Here is a 16,919-nt window from a genome sequence, read left to right on the forward strand (position 1 = left end):
AGGCGTCAAGTTCCGCCACGGGATCGGACCTGTTCAGGGGCGCGGCTTGTCGAGGAGGTCGAACCGCGGCCGGTTCGCCCGCTTCGCGCCGGCGGCCTCGTTGAAACGCAGGCGCGCGAGCTCCGTCTGGCGCTCGCCGTCCATCTGCAGCGCCTCGCGGCCGGCGAGCTGCTTCAGCGCGGCGGAATTGCCGATCATCTGCCTGATGTCGGTCAGCTGCGCCTGCCGCAGGATCGTGCGCATGTCCGCCTGCAGCGGGGCCGAAGCATCGGCAGGCATCCAGGTCGAGGCGGTTCGCCAGAGCTGGAAGCGGGTGCGAATCACCCCGAGCTCGGCCGGCGCGAGGCGGATCGACAGGGCGGCGAGCGGCACGACGCGGCCGGGCGAGGCCGCGATCAGCCGCTCCACCACCGCGAGGCGCGCCCAGAAGCCGCCGCGATGCGGCGAGCAGGCGGCCGCGACGCGCAGGAGTTGGCGACCCCGTTCGAGCGCCTCCGCCCAACCCTCGAAGTCGAGCGCCGGGTTGCGGCGCTCGATCGCGGCGAGCGACAGCGTCACGCCGGAACGCAGGCTGGCATCGTCGCAGTCGCGCGTGGCGATCAGCCGCTCGATGTCGTTCGAGCGCCGCTCCACCGCCGCAAGGCTCAGTTTCTGCCCCCGCTCCAGCGTTCTCGCCGCGCGGTACAGGTCGACGTAGTGGGTCTGACGGACGATCGAGGTTCCGGCCAGCCAAGCCAGAACCAGTGCCAGGGCGAGGAATGCGATCGAGTCCAGAAGCCGCGAGACGCGCCTACGCCCGCTTGTCGACTTCATGATAGTAGGACGAGTACCGCGAGAAGTAGTATTCGCTAGAGCCGAACTCGCGATAGAGTTTCATCTTCTCGCTATCGACCTTGTTGAGGATCACGCCGATGCACTTGTCGGCGACCATCGGATTGGCCGCCAGCGCCGAGCGCACCATGCGGCGGGCGGTGTGCCCCCACTCGACCACGAGCACGAAGGCGTCGATGCGTGGCGCGATGGCGCGCACGTCCACCACCGGGGCGAGCGGCGGCAGGTCGATCAGCACGTAGTCGAACGACGACGTCGCCTCGGCCAGGATGCTCGACATGCCGTGCGACGCCAGAAGCTCGGCCGTGTGCGGCACGCGGTGCTGCACCACCGCCGGAACGAAGGCGAGCTTGGTCTGGGCGTCCATCATGACGATCTCGCTCAGCGGCTTCTCGTTCAGGACGCCCTCGACGATGCCGATCTCGCCGTGCGGCGCGAGCGAGCGGGTCAGGCCCGGATTGCGGATGTCGCCGTCGATGAGGATCGTCTTCGACCCCTGCGACATCAGGAGCTGCGCCATGTTGGCGGCGATCGTCGACTTGCCTTCGCTCGGCAGCGCCGAAACGATGCCGATGATCCGCGAGCGGTGCTGATCGATCGTCAGGTCGGACGCGATCTTGGCGCTGCGCAGCGTTTCCGCGAAGGACGACATCGGATTGTTCAGCGCGTAGCGGGTGATCGGCCGCTCGTCCGAGATGATGCGCGGGTTCTTCGCCGTCGCTTCCGACGCGCGCTTGCTTCGCCGGCCCTGGTCCTCGTTCTTCAGCATCGGGGCGAGGCCGAGAAACTCCATGCCGAGCTCGTCGCGAACCTGATCGCCGGTGCGGAAGAAGCGGTCGCGGAATTCGCGGAACGCCCCGAGGCCGGCACCGACGGCGCCGCCGAGGACGATCGCGATGGCGAGCGCGAGGTTGCGGCGGGGCTTGCTCGGGAAGCTCGCCGGCTGGGCGCCGCTGATGATGCGCGCTTCCGTGACCGGGAACGACTGCTGCTGGACCGCCTCCTGATAGCGCTGCAGGAAGGTTTGGTAGAGGTTGCGATAGGTCTCGGCCTCGCGCTCCAGCTCGCGGAGCTGGACCTGGGTCTCGTTGTTGCCGGCACTGACGCCGGTCGCCGCCTCGACGCTCGAGCGCACCGAGGTCTCGCGGGCCTGCGCCACCTGATAGTCGTTCTGGTAACTGCCGGCGATGCGGCTGAGCTCGCCGAACATCTGGTTCCGGTACTCGTTCATCTCGCCCTTCAGGCGAATCACCTGGATGTGGTTCGGGCCGAGGTTCCGCTCCAGCTCGCCTTCGCGCTTGGCGGTGTCGAGATACTTCGTGCGCAGGGCGTTGATGACGCTGCTGGCCAGCGCGTCGTTGACGACGGCGTTGGTATCGCCGCTCTCGACAAGCGAGGTGATCCGGTCGTAGCGCGCCTTGGCGGTCGCGACCTCGGCCTGCGCCTGCGTCAACTGCGTGTTGAGTTCCTGCAACTGCTGGTCGCTGACCAAACGGCCGTCGGCGGTGATCAGCCCGTGGTCGGCGCGGAACTTCTGCACTGCGAGATCGGACTGGAGCGACTTGTCGCGCAGTTCCTCGATCCGCTGCTGCAGCCAGCCGCTGGCCCGCCGCGTCGCCTCGTATTTCGAATCGAGCTGGTCGGCGAGATAGGCCTCGGCATAGGTCTGGGCGATCTTCGCCGCGAGGTCCTTGTCGGGCGAGGTATAGGCGATGTCGAGCACGAAGGTGCGCGCCACGCGCGTGACTTCGAGCCCGCCACCGAGGACGCCGAGCGCCAGTTGCCGCTTGTCGGGCTCGTCCGTCGCGGCGTCGTCTTCGGAGCGGAACCAGCCCGGTACGTCGACGAGCCGCCGCAGGGTCTGCTTCGCCTGCGTAAGCACGGAGACGCCGGGTGCCATGAAAGCCGCGTTGTCGGCGAGCTTCAGCCGGTCGACCACCGACAGGCCAATCCGCTCCGACTTCAGCAGTTCCACCTGGCTGAGGATCGTCGGCTCGTCCTGCAGCACGCCGGCCGAAGCGGAGATCTCGTCGACGATCCGATTGCTGCCGCCGGAATCGATCAGGAGGTCGGCGGAAGACGTGTATTGTGGGATCGCCGTGACCACATAGGCCAGCCCCAAGAGGCCGCCGAGGATCGCGAAAGCGGCGACGATCCGCCACTGACGGCGGGCCGCAGCGAGAATGCGATCCAGGTCGATGAATTCGCTGAGCGGCTCGGATTCCGGCTCGGCGCCGTATCCCGTGCCGGAAATCGCCCGCGCATCCTGAAGCATTCGATCTCCGTCGTCGCTCGCCGCCTCGGGCGAACGCTAGTCGCTGTTCGCGGGGCTCACCGAACCATTATCATCGTCGTCGTCGCCGTCGAGCAGCACGATCGACCGGCTCACGCCGCTGTAGGCCGGCGCGGTAGTCGGAACCACCTCGTCGCCGCCGAGACCGGCGGAGAACGGGCCGGCAAGGCCGCCGCCCGCCAAACCGCCGCCGCCCGCGCCGCTGGCGCCCGCGCTCGCACCGGCACCGATCGCCGCGGTCTGTATGTCGTTCGTGGCCGACAGGAAAGCCGTCAGCAGCTCCGGCGAACTCCTGCTCGCGATCATCGACTGGATCATCGCGGCATAGGCCGGCGAGGTCCGCGAGCACGCGAAGGCCGCGCGACCGAGCCCCGCGCCGATCATCGCCTTCTCGTCAGGCTTTGCGGCGGCAGCAAGGCGGAGCAGCGGATCGAGCGTCCGCCCGTCCGAGCCCGCCAGCGAGCGCACGCGGTTCGACAGGGCGACGCCGCCGCCGCCGTAGCGGGTCAGCAGTTCGTCGGGCTTGGCCAGGAATTCCTCAATCTCGGCCGGCTGGAGTTTCGCCGGATAGGCGAAGCACGCGTCCGGCAGTTGCCCGGCTTGCGCCTGCTGATCGGGCTCCGCCGGTGCGCCGGGCTGCGCGGCCGGCGGCTGCGCCGCAACGGCGGGGGTTTCGACCGGAGCAGCGGCGATGGGCGCCGGAGGCACGGCCGCAACCGGCGGCACGGCCGGAGCCACCGCGGCCGGAGGAGCCTGCGGCGCCGGCGCGCCGGCGGACGAGGCATCCGCCTGCGCGTTCGCGGCTGCGCAACCGAGGAGCATCAAAGCGGTCGACGCAACCAGCCTCACCGGAAGCGTCGCCCGCTTCCCCCGCCCTTCCGATCCACCGACCGCCTGCACCGATACCATCAGTCTACTCTGCGTTGAACGACATTCACGTCTGTTGCGAAAGACGAACCTGAACCTGTAACCGTTGTAACTACATTCAAGAACTTGAGCAATTCCGTCGAATCGGAGTTGGCGACGTAGAGGATGTCCTTGTCCGCCATCCGGAACTTCTGCACGGCGAAGAACGCCGCCGGGTCGCGCAGGTTCGCCCGGAAAACGACCGGCACCGTGGTTCCCCTGAAGCGCGACACGTCGATGCGCATCCGCTGCAGCGTCGCCCGGTCGACCATCCGGTAGAGGAAGACCTGCCCCGGATCGGCGCGCGCGTCCAGGAGGCCGCCGGCCTTGCCCAGGGCCTCGCCGAGGGTAAGGTCGGACTCCTCGAAATCGATCCGGCCGTTGAGGCCGGACGCGCCGAAGGCAAGATAGGTTCGCCGCTCACGGTTCACGTATATCGTGTCGCCGGGACGGACGTAGATGTTTTCGTCCGGATGGTTGATGAGTTCGGAGAAGAGGACCGTCCCTTCCTTGCCCCGGCGCTGCAGCGTCACGTAGGTCTCGACGCCCGGCGTCGAAAGGCCGCCGGCGCGCGAGATCATGTCGAGCACCCGCTCGCCGGCCTGGCTGATGTCGAGCTTGGCGGGCGCGTTCACGTCGCCGAGCACCGCGACCTCGCTCGACCGGTTGTTGACGATGGTGATCAGCACCTGCGGCTCGATGGCGCGATTCGCCAGCAGCGACTCGATCTCGGCCTGCACCTCGCCGGTGGTGCGGCCAAGAACCTTGATGCGCCCGGCATAGGGCACCGAGATCGCACCGCTCCTGTCGATCGTCTGCTGCGGCAGGGTGACGAAGTTGCCGGGGCGACTGCCCGCATCGTTCGGGATGAACAGGCCGCCGGATGCCGATTCGAAGATCGCCACCTGCACCACATCGCCCGCGCCCAGCACCGTCTGCGGCGCGCCGCCACGCCCGCCGCCGAAGCCGAGCCGGAGCGACCGGGATTTCGGCGGCTCGTCGAAATAGGCGAGTGTCTGGGCCGACAGGTCCAGAAGGGCGTAGTCGAGACCGACCTTGCGGTCTTTGTTGCCGACCTGGACGGCAGCGCTTCTGCCGATGTCGCTGTCGCTCGGTCCGGAATTCGGCAGAGACGAACACCCCGACACGGCCAGAAGCAACGCGAGCCCGGTCGCGGCGGGCACTCGTACAGTCAATACCATAAGCAGTTCCGACCCTCAGGACGCCGCATGATATCGACGACACACTTCGAAAAATCTATTCGAATTTGCCGGCCTCCGCGCAACTCGGCCGACGAATCACCCTTCTGTTGCCTTCTAACCACAGAAAATGCAACGCATTAACTTTAACCGGCGATTTGTGCCGGGGCGTTCGATTCAGCGGTTCTCCGAGACCGCGTCTTCGCTCGCGACCTCGAGCCACCGTTGCGGATCGGACCCGGACTGCATCTTGAGGAACGCCAGCTTCGTCTCGTTCCAGCGAAGGATGCGGCGCGAGCGGTTGTCGAGCACGTAGTCGCCCTGGTCGGTCTTCGCGACGAGGACGGCATGACCTTCGCCGCGCCCCGTCCGCGCGACGGCCAGGCGCAGTGCCGAGGGCGGCCAGCCGAGCGCGATGAGGCGATGGCGCTTAGTGATCGCATAATCCTCGCAGTCTCCCCGCCGCGGCGCCAGCGACCAGACGTCGCCGAGCGGGCCCGGCCGGTCCGAGGTCGGCCGAATCGCCGCGTTGACGTCGTCGTTCACGCGACGAAGCGACCGCCAGCCTTCGTCGTCGAGCACCGCCTCGGCGTTCGGACGGCCGCCCGACACGCAATCGCCCGGCGTCTTCTGGCAGAAGATGACGTGGGCGAAGGGCGCGAGCGTCGGCCCGCCTTCCGCCACCCTACTGACGGCGGGGCGCGCACCCTCGCCGACGGCAGCATAGGCAGCAACCGGCATCTGCACGCCCAGCAAAAAAGCGAACCAGAACTTGGCGCGCACAGCCCGTCTCCCGAGTTTCACAGCACAGCGGAACGGATACTATGCGCGGGACGCTGCGGTTGTTTTAGGAATACCGCCAGCCTTTGCCGTAAGTTTCTGTAAAATCGGAGCTTTATCGGTCAGCGGCAGCGAGCCCGCTCGAATCCCCCATTGCCGGCGGTCGTGATCGATCGCCGGCCGTCAGGAGGGGCGGGAAGCGCGGTCGCCGTCTTTGACCTGGCGATGCCGTCCGCGGAGGCAGACCGCGCAGCAGGCGCCGAGCGTCACGGCGGTGGCGAGCGCAATGCCGGGTATCTGCAGCGAGAAATCGACCATGTCGTGAACGGTCACGAGCACGAGCACCGCGATGCCGGCCGCAGGCACGGCGCGGTAGCGCCGCCGCACGCGCAGGCCCTCCCGCAGGATCTTCGCCAGCGTCCAGTAGGCGACGAGGCAGAGAGCCGGCATCGCGACGCCGAGCGTCATCAACCCTTCCAGGTAGAACTGGTGCGCCCGATCCCAGACGCCGTAGATACCGCAGGCCGGATCGCGATAGGCCGGATAGACGATGTCGAAGTTGCCGGCGCCGGTGCCGAACGGCCAAGCATCGCGGGCGGCCGCCCAGATGCCCGGATAGGTGCAGAAGCGGGCATCGTCCAGCCCGCGCGATTTCGCCCGAAGCATCGTCTGCTCGCCGAACAGGAGGAACACGGCGCAGAGCACGATCAGCATGCCGAGGGCCACCGCCGCCGGCCGGAGCCAGCGCCGCGCCGACGAACCGGTCGCCTTTTCCGGATGCTCGATCGCCAGCGCCGCGAAGGTCGTCAGCGCGAGCCCCGTCGAGGCGATGCCGGCGCGTGATTTCGTCAGGATCAGCGCGAAGGCGCAGATGCCGATCAGCGCCGCCTCGAAGGCGCTGCGATACCGGACGCCGCCGCGACGCCCGGCGAGCATCATCGCGGCGAAGGTGCGGAACCGCATGCCGCGCATCTCGATCGCGAGCAGCGCCGAAAGGACGAGGATGGTGACGCCGAGATAGGTGGCGGCGGAGTTGCGGTTGACGAAGACGGTGGTGACGCTGTCGATATAGGCCCGCTTGTCCGACAGGAGCAGCGTGTCGGGAAAGAAGCCGAACTGCACCAGTCCGAAAGCGGCGATGACGCCCCCGGTCCAGCCGAGGAAGCGCAGCATGCCGAGTGCCTGCACGTCGCTGCGCAGGAGCCACAGCGCGGTGGCGAAGGCGAGGAACGGCGCAGCCAGCGAGGGGATCACCGCAAGGCTGGTGGCCGGCGAAACCGACACCGTGCCCGCGAGCGGCATGTCCAGAAGCCGCTCCGCTTGCGCCCAGATGCCGTTCGGCGGCAGCATCGTCATGCCGGGCCAGGCCTGCAGGGCGATCCAGGCGACGAGGAAGGCGGCGGACAGAAGCGCCAAGCGAACCGGCCGCACGGTCGATTCGGACCGCGAGGTCAGCGCCGCCGCGGCGGCCAGCAGCGCGAAGGCGAGGCAGACGACGTTCTGCGCGAAAGGCCCGGTCGATCCGAACGGCACGAGTCCGATCAGGACGCAAGCAGCGAGGCCGGCGCGCAGCAGCGCCGCGTACCAGCCGCCGCCCTGCCCTGCCCGGCCGTCGCGGCGGGCCGCCTGCGACGATCGCTCGTGTCTCGCGACGTCCGCGGAATACATGCCTTCCTCTAGGCTGGATGAGGGTATGAATGCGGTTCGGACAACGGATGGAACGAGCCGCATGCGCGAAGTGCCCGCCGAGTTACCGCCGATCGCTCGCGAAAGCGAGGCGCCGCGCGGGCGATTTCGGCGAATCGGCCGGATGCGGCGCGTCATCCGGCCTCTCGCCGCTGCGGGTTTCGCCCTCGCCGCCACGGCGGCCTCCGCCTGTCCGTCCGCGCTGGCGGGGCGGACGGTCGCCGTCGACCCTGCGACGCACGGCTTCGGGGCGGTGCAGAAGCAGCCTCCCCTCCCGCTTCAGCCCGGCGAATACGTCGTCACGATCGACGACGGGCCGAACCCGAAGACGACGCCGGCGCTCCTCGACATCCTGCGGTCCCGCTGCATCGCCGCGACGTTCTTCCTCGTCGGGCGCAATGCCGAGCGGCATCCGGAGCTCGTCCGCCGGATCGTCGCGGAAGGCGACGGGATCGGCAGCCATTCCTTCTCGCACCGCGACTTCGGCAAGCTGAGCCGCGACGGGATCGCGGAGGAGATCTGGGCCGGCATGCGGGCCGTCGACATCGCGGCCTTCGGCGCCTTCGACGAGTCGCGCCGCCCGCGGCGCCTGTTCCGCTTCCCGGGAAGCCCCGGCTTTGCCCCTGCCCTGCCGCCCGACCTCGTCGCCATCGCCAACGGCGCGGGGGCGATCGTCGCGGGCTACGACTTCAGCCCGGAGGACTGGCGCAACTCGCCGCCGGAGGAAAGCTTCCGTCGCCTGTTGGCGCGGCTCGGCGACCGGGGCGTGATCCTGTTCCATGACGGGCAATCCAACACGCTCGAACTTCTGCCGATGGTGCTCGACGAACTGGAGCGGCGCGGCGCGCGCGTCGTCCGGCTCGCGATCGGCGACGGCTGAGACTTTGACGCCGACGGCGAATCCGTGAACTTATGCCGCGAGGCCGGCCGAGGGGCGTCGGCGGCACCGATGGTTTGCAGTGGTGGCGATGCGCAGTCTGAACCGGTTCCTGAAGCTTCGCGATGTGCTGGTCCGCACGAAGTGGCTGTACCTGACGCGCGTCTGGGGCATGGACATCCATCCGACCGCGACCTTCTCGCTGAGCGCTCGATTCGACAAGACCTATCCGCGCGGCATCCATGTCGGAGCCGAGACCTATGTCGCCTTCGACGCCGCCATCCTCTCGCACGACACGACGCGGCGCATGTACCGCGACACGGTGATCGGCCGGCGCTGCTTCATCGGGGCGCGCAGCATGATCCTGCCGGGCGTGACGGTCGGCGACGAATGCGTCGTCGGCAGCGGCAGCGTCGTCACCAAGGACGTGCCGCCGCGCAGCGTCGTCGCCGGCAACCCGGCGCGCGTGATCCGCTCGGACATCGAGGTCGGCCCCTACGGGCGCTTCAAGCCGGAGGCCGCGGCGCCGGTCGTCGAGAGCGTCTGATCGCACGGGCCGTTTCGCCCGGACCAGCTCGTCGACCACGCATTCTTGAATGTTGCACTGCGAAAAGATACAGCCTGCGGGGTGCCGCGCACCGTCGGCGGCGATGGTCCTGGAGCCGGTTCGGAATGAAGATCGCGATCGCGGGCCTCGGCTATGTCGGCCTGTCCAACGCCGTCCTTCTGGCGCAGCACAACGAGGTGGTGGCCTACGACCTCGACCCGCGCAAGGTGAAGCTCGTCAACGAAGGCGTGTCGCCGATCGCCGATCCGGAGATCGAGGACTACCTCGCCAACCGGACCCTGAACCTGAAGGTGACGGGCGACAAGGCCGAGGCCTATCGAAACGCGGCCTTTGTCATCGTCGCGGTGCCGACCAACTACGATGCCGACACCAACACCTTCGACACCCGCGCGGTGGAAGCGGCGATCCGCGACGTGATGGCGGTGAACGACGACGCCACGATCGTCATCAAGTCGACGATTCCCGTCGGCTACACGGCCGGCGCTCGCCAGAGCTTCGATACCGACCGGATCGTCTTCTCGCCGGAGTTCCTGCGCGAGGGCAAGGCGCTCTACGACAACCTCCATCCATCGCGCATCGTGGTGGGCGAGCATTCCGAGCGCGCCCGGCGCTTCGCGGCGCTGCTTGCCGAAGGCGCGATCAAAGCGGACGTCGAGGTGCTGTTCACCGAGTCCAGCGAAGCCGAGGCGATCAAGCTGTTCTCCAACACCTATCTCGCGATGCGCGTCGCCTTCTTCAACGAGCTCGACACCTATGCCGCGACGCACCGGTTGAACTCGCGCGAGATCATCGACGGCGTCAGCCTCGATCCGCGCGTCGGCACGCATTACAACAACCCCTCCTTCGGCTACGGCGGCTACTGCCTGCCGAAGGATACCAAACAGCTTCTCGCAAACTACCGGGACGTGCCGCAGAACCTCGTGCGGGCCATCGTCGAGGCGAACTCGACGCGCAAGGACTTCATCGCCGACAGCATCCTGCGGCTGGAGCCGAAAACGGTCGGCATCTACCGCCTGACCATGAAGAACGGCTCCGACAATTTCCGCGATTCCTCGATCCAGGGCATCATGAAGCGCGTCAAGGCGAAGGGCGTCGCGGTCGCGGTCTACGAGCCGGCGCTGACGGACGACACCTTCTTCCGCTCGCCGGTGATCCGCGACATCGAGGAGTTCAAGCGCACGGCCGACCTGATCGTCGCCAACCGCTGGTCGCCGGAGCTCGAGGACGTCAGGGCGAAGGTCTATACCAGAGACCTGTTCGGAGCCGACTGACGATGGCGAGGACGTCCGGAAAGGTCATGGCGGTCGCCTCCGGCGGCGGCCACTGGGAACAGCTCCAGATCATCTGCGGGGCGCTGGCGGGCGAGGACGTGCTCCTCGTCACCACGGCGCAGAATCTCCTGCAGCAGATCGGCAAGGACGGGATCGTCGTCCGGGACTGCAACCGCAACAAGCCGCTCCAGACGCTCGAATGCGTCTGGCAGTGCCTGAAGCTCGTCCTGTCGGTGCGGCCGAAGGCGATCATCTCCACCGGCGCGGCCCCCGGCCTCATCTGCCTCGCCTTCGGGCGCCTCACCGGGGCGCGCACGATCTGGGTCGACAGCTTCGCCAATGTCGAGAAGCTCTCGATGTCCGGCAAGATGGCGCGATGGTGCGCCGACGTCTGGCTGACGCAATGGGAGCATCTGGCGGCGCCGAGCGGCCCCTCCTATGCGGGGGAAGTGCTTTGATCGTCGTCACCGTCGGCATGCAGCTTCCGTTCGACCGGCTGATCCGGATGATGGACGAGCTGGCGCCGGAACTGAGCGAGCCGATCTACGCGCAGACCGGCGTCGGCACCTACGCCCCGGCGCATTTCCAGGCGCGGCCCACCACCTCGCCGGTGGAGTTCGAACAGGTCGTGCGCGACTGCCGGGTGATGGTCGCCCATGCCGGCATCGGCACGGTGCTGAAGGCCTACAAGTACCGCAAGCCGATCATCCTCGTGCCGCGGCAGGTCGCCCACGGCGAGCACCGGAACGACCATCAGCTCGCCACCGTCTCGCAATTGCGCAAACGCGTCGGCATCTACGTGGCCGACAGCAAGCCGGAACTCGCCGAACTGCTGAAGGCCGATCTCCAGCCGGCAGTCGTCACCGACGAGATGGAGGCGCGACGCGCGCGCTTCCTCGACTTCATCCGGACCGAGGTCGCGCGGCCGCACTGAAGCCGGAAGTTCGCCGCGTCACGCCGGCGCGATCCGGCGGATCAGGTCGAGGTACCGCTCGGCGCAGCGCTTCACCGTGAAGGCCTCGGCCCGCCGGCGCAGCGCCTCACGGTCTGGCTGCTCCCCCAGCGCCGCCGCCATGGCGCGGCTCAGCGCCGCCGGATCGCCGACCGGAACGAGCCGGCCGCAGGCGCCGTCCTCCAGGATCTCGGCCGGACCGTGCGGGCAGTCGGTGCTGACGACCGGCGTGCCGCAGGCCAGCGCCTCCGCCACGACGTTGCCGAAACCCTCGAAGCGCGACGACAGGACGAACAGCTCCGCGCGTCGGAGCCAGGGCAGCGGGTTCGCGACGAAACCCGGCAGCGCGACCTGGTCGGTGAGACCGAGCGCGGCGACCTGCGCCTCCATCTCGGCGCGGAGCGGCCCATCGCCGAGGACCACAAGACGCGCGTCGCCCGTTTCCTTCGCGAGGCGGCCGAAGGCGTCGATCAGAGTCGTGAAATCCTTCTGCGGCACGAAGCGCCCGACCGCGAGGACGATCGGCCGGTCTTCCGCAAACCAAGGATGGTCCGGCTCGCCCGCCATCCGCGCGGCGAAGTCCGCCGTCACCACGCCGTTGTGGATCACCGTCATCCGATCGCGATCCAGTCCGGATGCCGCTGCGAGGTCGTCCGCAACGCCGCTCGATACGGCCACCACCGCATCGGCGCGCGGCAGGACCGTGCGATAGAGCGCGGGCAGCGCCCGCCATTGCCAGGACGTCCGCTTCACCTGTTCGGAAAAGGCGTTGTGCTGGGTCGCGACGATGTGGGTGCCGCTCCGCGCAAGCCCGCGCGCCAGCACCGCCATGACGTTCATATGCTCCATGTTGGCGATGAGCACGTCCGGCCGGGCACGGCGGAGATGTCGCGCGAGGAGCGGCATCGCCTTCATCTGCCGGTCCGCGCCGAGCACGTCGACGCGGACTTTCGCGGGAACGGCGTCGAGCAGCTCCCCCTTCCGCTGGTCGAGCAGGAAGGAGACGTCGAGGCCGGCCGCGGCGAATTCCGGCGCGAGCCTGAGATGCAGGCGTTCGGCGCCGCCGCCGCTGAGGTCGGGCAGATAGATCGCCAGCGACAGCGGCCTGCCGGCGTCTCGCGCCTCGCGTCTATCGGACATGACCGGCCCGCTCCGCTTCGACGATCTCAATCAGCCTCGCCGCCTTGATGTCCCAGGTCTCGGCGCGCCAGCGCTCTGGAATGTTGCGCCGGGCCGAGGCGTCGCTTGCGAGGCGCCGCACTGCAGGACCGACCTCCGCCGGCGTGCGGACGATATGGATCGCCTCGCCGAAATCGAGCGCCTTCGGGATCGGCGTCGACAGGACCTCCATCCCGGAATTCAGGCAATGATAGTAGCGGAGCGGGTCGATCGTATGCGTCAGCCGCGAGCCGACGACATAGGGCGCGAGCGTCGCCGGATAAGCACCGAGGATGTCCGGCAAATCCTCGTTCACGTAGGGGCCGCGATAGGCGACGTTGCTCCGCTCCTTCGTCAGCCGCGTCAGCGCCGCGGCCACCGCGGTATCGTCCTGCGACACGCGTCCGTAGATGTCGAAGGCCAGCTCGAGATTCGCCGCCGCGGTCGCCGATACGAACGGGAAGTCGAAGCGCGCGTCGAGGCTGGCAAGAATGAGGACGCGGCCCCAATCCGGCTGCGGCCGGTCGATCCGCCTGACCGGAGAGGCGTTGCCGAGCGGCTGCGAGGTCGGAAACAGCTCCTTCAGCGTCGGCGCGGCGTGGACGATGAGATCGGATCCGCCGACGAGCAGTTTGAGTGCGAGCTTGCCCTTGCAGCGCGACAGACCCTCGCGGTCGTAGAGCAGGTCGTCGTGCATATCGAGGCACCACAGCCCGCCGCAGAGCAAGCGCAGCGCGCGGCTGATGCCGGGAAAGGCGAGATTGGTCGAGTTGAACACGAGCAGCCGCTCGCGCCCGCGAAACTCGCGCCGCGCGTAGTCGAGGAACGCCGGCAGCGAGAACGTCCGCGCGCACTCCGGTTTGGCCATGCGGACCACGGTCGGACGGCGTTTCAGGAAGACGTAGGTCACGTCGTGGCCGAGCTTCTGCAGTTCCTCGGCGAGAGGCAGCCGGAAATCGGATTTCGGCTCCCGGCAGGTGAGGAGCAGGACGGTCCAGCGGCCCTCTACGGGCGGCTGCGCCGAAGCGGAAGTCATCGGCGGCTCCGGGTCGCGTCGGCGAGCATTTCCAAAAGCCTGCGCGGCCGGGTCATCGCGCGACCTCGGCGTAGATCCGGTGCAGGAGCGGCAGGACGACCTCGTCGCTGTAGGTCGTCTCGACGCGCCGCCGGCCGGCCGCGGCGATCGCCCGCCGCCGCTCGCCGTCACCGAGGAGGAGGTCGAGCGAGGCCTCCAGTCCCTGTTTGTCGCCGGGCTCCAGCAGCAGACCGTCCACCCCGTCGGTGATCAGTTCCGGGATGCCGCCGACCCGCGTGGTGACCACCGCGAGCTCGGCCGCCATCGCCTCCAGGACGCTCATCGGCAGGCCCTCGTTGTAGGAGGGCAGCGCGTAGATGCTGGAGCGTTCCAGAAGCCGCGTCTTCCCTTCGCCGTCGACCCAGCCGGCGAGCGACACCTGTGCGCCGAGTCCGCGCTCGCCGACGAGGGTCGCGGCCTTCTCGACCTCGCCGTTGCCGCCGACGGTCAGCCTGGCGGCAGGATGCCGGGCGGCGACCCCGGCGAAGGCCTCGATCAGGTCGAACGTGCCCTTGCGCGGTCCGACCAAGCCCAGGAACAGCACTTCCGCACCGTCCCGCCCATCCGCCGCGGGGCGCGCCGGCACCGTGACGTAGTTCGGCACGACGGTGATCCGCGCCGCCGGCGCGATCCGCTCGATGAAGCTGCGCCAGCTTTCCGACAGGACGAGGACGCGGTCGGACTTTTCCAGGTTGCGACGGATGAGGTGCTGCACCTGCGGGCGCTGCGCCTCGTAGAACTGGCGCATCTCCGAGCCGTGGAGGTGGAGGATCACCGGGACGCGGAAGGTGCGCGCGAGGGAAGCGAAGAGGTGTTTGCGCCAGAAGCTTCCGCGCATGGCGGCATGGATGTGGACGAGCTCGATCCGCCGGGTCGCGAGCAGCCACGCGAACTCCACCAGCGCCGCGAGGAGCACGATCTGCCGGCGCAGGAACCCGCCGTCGCAATAAGCCGCGATCAGGCGGACGTTCTCCCGCTCGATGAACCCGTCGCGGCGGTAGGCGTCGACGACGCTCCGCATCCCACCGCGCGCCGAGTTCCAGATCATCACCCTCAAGGCAGTTCCCTCTTCAAGCGCGTGGCGGCGCACCGCTGGACGAGCGATTCCCGGCATCGGTCCGGTTCGATCCCATAGCCTGCATGGAGCCAGATGCGAAACCGGTCTCGACCGGCCGGGCCGGGCGGCCTAAAGCAGATGTGTCAGGCGCCGGGGCGATCATGGTCCGGATCCGGGCCGGTTGCGGAATTCGATCGAGGTAGAAGATGCGCTCGCAGGCAGTCCTCCTCACCCTGCTGCTGTCTGGCTTCGGGATGCAGGCCGCGGACGCCGAGATGCGGCCGGTGAGCATCCAGAACGACGGGATCAACCCGATCTACAGGTTGTACGGCTGGCCGAGCGATCTGGTGCCGCGCACCTTCAACCTGCTCGTGCAGCCGATCCTGCCGGGCGACAGCCGCGACATCAAGGTCGAGGACGCCTACGGCAGTTGCACGTTCACGTTCCAAGCGGACTTCAACAATCCGCGCAAGCCGCTGCGGCCGACGCGCATCAAGCCGAAGTACATCAACCTCGCCTTCCGCGAAGGGGTGAACCTCTGCGGCGCCTCCGCGGCGAAGGTGCTCTTCAGATAGAGGCGGCAGGACCTCGCCACACCCCCTCGCGCCGCGCATGGGGCCGCCGACTTTCGGAGCGAAGATTATCGCCGGGGTTCCGGCAAGCGGGACCGTCGCTTCCCTCGTTGCTTCCGGACAGTTCCGGGACGACACTGATCGAAGCGAGGAAAACCGCCCGGAAGACAGCTCTCGTTCGAGCGGAAGAGGAGGATGGGGCGGGCGGCGAGAGCGCGGACCATCTGTTTCCGCGAAACGACGATGCCGCGGCGGACGCGAAGCGCCAGGTCCCGGAGCGTCCACGACGTTCCCGTTCGTTGAGGGCATGCCTCGCGATGCGAAAGCCGCAGCCGAGGCAAACGATGCCTCGCAGGCTTAGCCCCTGCCCCGAACCGAATCAAGATGCTGCAATGCAGCAAAACTCGCGCGACAGGTTCGTTGGCGTGTGAGGAAATGCGTAACCCGCGTGCCGCTGCCCCCTCTTGAATGATCTCGCATCAAGCTCACTAAGCTTCTAGAGAAACACTCTAACTGCCGGCAGAGCCGACGCTTTTTAACGCGATGGCAAACGGTTTGGGTTGTTCTCTGCGCGGATAGCGAGTGAAGGGTCCAGCAGATGTCGGCGGAAGTACGGGTGTCCAGACCGTTGTGGGTTCGGACGACAGCATGCGGGTTCGCGGCCGTGCTGTTCGCCAGCGCGGTGATCGGCGGCCTCGGCTGGTATCGCCAGTCGACCCTGATGAGCCAGGCCATCGATGCGGAAGCATCGAGCGACCTGAACGTCCTCACCACCGACATGGAGGCGCAGCAGCGCACCAATCTCGGTCTGGCCCTGGCGCTCGCCGGCGACCCGGCCGTGGCCGCCAAGCTGAAGGCCGGCGACCGGGAGGCGCTGCTCGCGCCCTACGCCGACACGCTGAAGAACATGACGGCGAGAAGCGGCATCCAGCTGATGACCTTCGCGGACGCGAACGGCATGGTCGTCGGCCGCGTACACGAACCGGCGAAGTTCGGCGACGACATGAAGGGACGCCGCAAGACGGTCGAAACCGCGATCGCCACCGGGCAGCCTTCGGCGGGCGTCGAGCCCGGCAAGTCGGCGATCAGCATCTTCGGCACCGTGCCGGTCACGGCGGACGGCGCGGTCGTCGGTGTCGTCGACGTCGGCACGCAGTTGACCGGCGAATACTTCTCCCGCCTCGCCAAGGACGTCGATGGCAATTTCGCCGTGTACGTCCTGAAGGAGGGCAAGTTCGAGCGGCAGGCATCGACCTATGCCAACGATCCGGTTCTGACGCCGGACGAGTTGCAGGCCGGCTTCAACGGAACGGCGCCGCATCGGTATGCAGTGGTCGGCGACAAGGATTACCTCGTTTCCGCGGTTCCACTCGTGAACTTCTCAGGGGCGAAGATCGGCGTCATCGAGGCGGCCTCGGACGTCACGGCGCTGATGCAGAGCCAGCGCACCGCGCTTTGGCTGTCGCTCGCGGCGGCGATCTGCACGGCGGCGATCGCGCTGGCCGGCTTCTATCTGTTCGCCCGCTCGCTCGGCGGCGTCATCCGCCGGATGACCATGACCATGGCGCGACTCGCCGCCGGCGACCTCAATGTCGAGATCGAGGGGCAGAAGCGTCCCGATGAACTCGGCTCGATGGCGCAGGCGGTGCAGGTGTTCAAGGACGGAGCGGTTGCGCAGCGGCGGCTGGAGGCGG

General features: G+C 68.1%; 16 protein-coding genes. 7 read left to right on the top strand and 9 right to left on the bottom strand.

Annotated elements, in window-relative coordinates; translation table 11 throughout:
* Window positions 1-33: 33 nt before the first annotated feature.
* The 6 genes from F6X38_RS15395 to F6X38_RS15420 all read right to left on the bottom strand — a co-directional run bounded on the left by F6X38_RS15395 (window position 34) and on the right by F6X38_RS15420 (window position 7,677).
* Window positions 34-813: a hypothetical protein gene (locus F6X38_RS15395; RefSeq protein WP_150971101.1), complete on the bottom strand. Its 780-nt coding sequence runs from the start codon at window positions 811-813 to the stop codon at window positions 34-36.
* The gene (locus tag F6X38_RS15400) at window positions 791-3,106 is read right to left on the bottom strand and encodes a polysaccharide biosynthesis tyrosine autokinase (RefSeq protein WP_150971103.1); all 2,316 of its coding nucleotides are present in this window, start codon (window positions 3,104-3,106) and stop codon (window positions 791-793) included. Before F6X38_RS15400 ends, F6X38_RS15395 begins: the two co-directional genes overlap by 23 nt.
* Window positions 3,107-3,142: 36 nt before the next feature.
* The gene (locus F6X38_RS15405; protein WP_150971105.1) at window positions 3,143-3,832 is read right to left on the bottom strand and encodes a hypothetical protein; all 690 of its coding nucleotides are present in this window, start codon (window positions 3,830-3,832) and stop codon (window positions 3,143-3,145) included.
* 200 nt (window positions 3,833-4,032) lie between these two features.
* A complete protein-coding gene (locus F6X38_RS15410) occupies window positions 4,033-5,214 on the bottom strand; it encodes a polysaccharide biosynthesis/export family protein (protein ID WP_246191368.1) in 1,182 nt (393 codons plus the stop codon).
* Window positions 5,215-5,406: 192 nt separating this feature from the next.
* Complete coding sequence (locus F6X38_RS15415; RefSeq protein WP_150971109.1) at window positions 5,407-6,012, bottom strand: transglutaminase-like cysteine peptidase; 606 nt, start codon at window positions 6,010-6,012, stop codon at window positions 5,407-5,409.
* Between the two features lie 180 nt (window positions 6,013-6,192).
* Window positions 6,193-7,677, bottom strand: a complete 1,485-nt coding sequence (locus F6X38_RS15420; protein ID WP_150971111.1) for an O-antigen ligase family protein — start codon at window positions 7,675-7,677, stop codon at window positions 6,193-6,195.
* A 142-nt stretch (window positions 7,678-7,819) separates the two neighbouring features.
* On the opposite strand from F6X38_RS15420, the gene F6X38_RS15425 reads away from it, so the two are divergent.
* From F6X38_RS15425 to F6X38_RS15445, 5 genes are all read left to right on the top strand, one after another.
* Window positions 7,820-8,575, top strand: coding sequence for a polysaccharide deacetylase family protein (locus F6X38_RS15425; RefSeq protein WP_161992772.1), 756 nt, complete (start codon window positions 7,820-7,822; stop codon window positions 8,573-8,575).
* Between the two features lie 88 nt (window positions 8,576-8,663).
* Complete coding sequence (locus F6X38_RS15430; protein ID WP_150971156.1) at window positions 8,664-9,119, top strand: acyltransferase; 456 nt, start codon at window positions 8,664-8,666, stop codon at window positions 9,117-9,119.
* Between the two features lie 125 nt (window positions 9,120-9,244).
* Complete coding sequence (locus F6X38_RS15435) at window positions 9,245-10,411, top strand: nucleotide sugar dehydrogenase (RefSeq protein WP_150971115.1); 1,167 nt, start codon at window positions 9,245-9,247, stop codon at window positions 10,409-10,411.
* Window positions 10,412-10,413: 2 nt separating this feature from the next.
* Window positions 10,414-10,869 carry a glycosyltransferase family protein gene (locus F6X38_RS15440; RefSeq protein ID WP_150971117.1) on the top strand — a complete coding sequence of 152 codons (456 nt, stop codon included), beginning with the start codon at window positions 10,414-10,416 and terminating at the stop codon, window positions 10,867-10,869.
* Window positions 10,866-11,345: a glycosyltransferase gene (locus F6X38_RS15445; protein WP_150971119.1), complete on the top strand. Its 480-nt coding sequence runs from the start codon at window positions 10,866-10,868 to the stop codon at window positions 11,343-11,345. The genes F6X38_RS15440 and F6X38_RS15445 overlap by 4 nt, the downstream gene beginning before the upstream one ends.
* Before the next feature lie 18 nt (window positions 11,346-11,363).
* On the opposite strand, the gene F6X38_RS15450 is transcribed toward F6X38_RS15445, so the two are convergent.
* From F6X38_RS15450 to F6X38_RS15460, 3 genes are read right to left on the bottom strand one after another with little or no spacing between them, the layout of a single operon-like run.
* Window positions 11,364-12,503 (bottom strand): glycosyltransferase, encoded by a 1,140-nt coding sequence (locus F6X38_RS15450; protein WP_150971121.1) that lies wholly within the window; start codon window positions 12,501-12,503, stop codon window positions 11,364-11,366.
* The gene (locus F6X38_RS15455) at window positions 12,493-13,557 is read right to left on the bottom strand and encodes a glycosyltransferase family protein (protein ID WP_150971123.1); all 1,065 of its coding nucleotides are present in this window, start codon (window positions 13,555-13,557) and stop codon (window positions 12,493-12,495) included. The genes F6X38_RS15450 and F6X38_RS15455 overlap by 11 nt, the downstream gene beginning before the upstream one ends.
* A gap of 52 nt (window positions 13,558-13,609) precedes the next feature.
* Window positions 13,610-14,644 (bottom strand): glycosyltransferase family 4 protein, encoded by a 1,035-nt coding sequence (locus F6X38_RS15460; protein ID WP_246191372.1) that lies wholly within the window; start codon window positions 14,642-14,644, stop codon window positions 13,610-13,612.
* A gap of 215 nt (window positions 14,645-14,859) precedes the next feature.
* Between F6X38_RS15460 and F6X38_RS15465 the strand changes: the two genes are divergently transcribed.
* Together F6X38_RS15465 and F6X38_RS15470 are read left to right on the top strand one after the other, a co-directional pair.
* Entirely contained in the window at window positions 14,860-15,228 is a 369-nt protein-coding gene (locus tag F6X38_RS15465; RefSeq protein WP_150971127.1) for a hypothetical protein, read from the top strand.
* Between the two features lie 661 nt (window positions 15,229-15,889).
* A partial coding sequence (locus F6X38_RS15470; protein ID WP_161992773.1) for a HAMP domain-containing protein occupies window positions 15,890-16,919 on the top strand: 1,030 nt, incomplete at its 3' end.

This window comes from Plantimonas leprariae, assembly GCF_008802405.1.
Lineage (GTDB): Bacteria > Pseudomonadota > Alphaproteobacteria > Rhizobiales > Rhizobiaceae > Plantimonas > Plantimonas leprariae.

Coding starts and splice junctions, on each gene's coding strand:
- F6X38_RS15395 (WP_150971101.1), bottom strand. CDS start 813: ATGAAGTCGACAAGCGGGCGTAGGCGCGTCTCGCGGCTTCTGGACTCG.
- F6X38_RS15400 (WP_150971103.1), bottom strand. CDS start 3,106: ATGCTTCAGGATGCGCGGGCGATTTCCGGCACGGGATACGGCGCCGAG.
- F6X38_RS15420 (WP_150971111.1), bottom strand. CDS start 7,677: ATGTATTCCGCGGACGTCGCGAGACACGAGCGATCGTCGCAGGCGGCC.
- F6X38_RS15425 (WP_161992772.1), top strand. CDS start 7,820: ATGCGGCGCGTCATCCGGCCTCTCGCCGCTGCGGGTTTCGCCCTCGCC.
- F6X38_RS15430 (WP_150971156.1), top strand. CDS start 8,664: ATGCGCAGTCTGAACCGGTTCCTGAAGCTTCGCGATGTGCTGGTCCGC.
- F6X38_RS15435 (WP_150971115.1), top strand. CDS start 9,245: ATGAAGATCGCGATCGCGGGCCTCGGCTATGTCGGCCTGTCCAACGCC.
- F6X38_RS15440 (WP_150971117.1), top strand. CDS start 10,414: ATGGCGAGGACGTCCGGAAAGGTCATGGCGGTCGCCTCCGGCGGCGGC.
- F6X38_RS15450 (WP_150971121.1), bottom strand. CDS start 12,503: ATGTCCGATAGACGCGAGGCGCGAGACGCCGGCAGGCCGCTGTCGCTG.
- F6X38_RS15455 (WP_150971123.1), bottom strand. CDS start 13,557: ATGACTTCCGCTTCGGCGCAGCCGCCCGTAGAGGGCCGCTGGACCGTC.
- F6X38_RS15460 (WP_246191372.1), bottom strand. CDS start 14,644: ATGATCTGGAACTCGGCGCGCGGTGGGATGCGGAGCGTCGTCGACGCC.
- F6X38_RS15465 (WP_150971127.1), top strand. CDS start 14,860: ATGCGCTCGCAGGCAGTCCTCCTCACCCTGCTGCTGTCTGGCTTCGGG.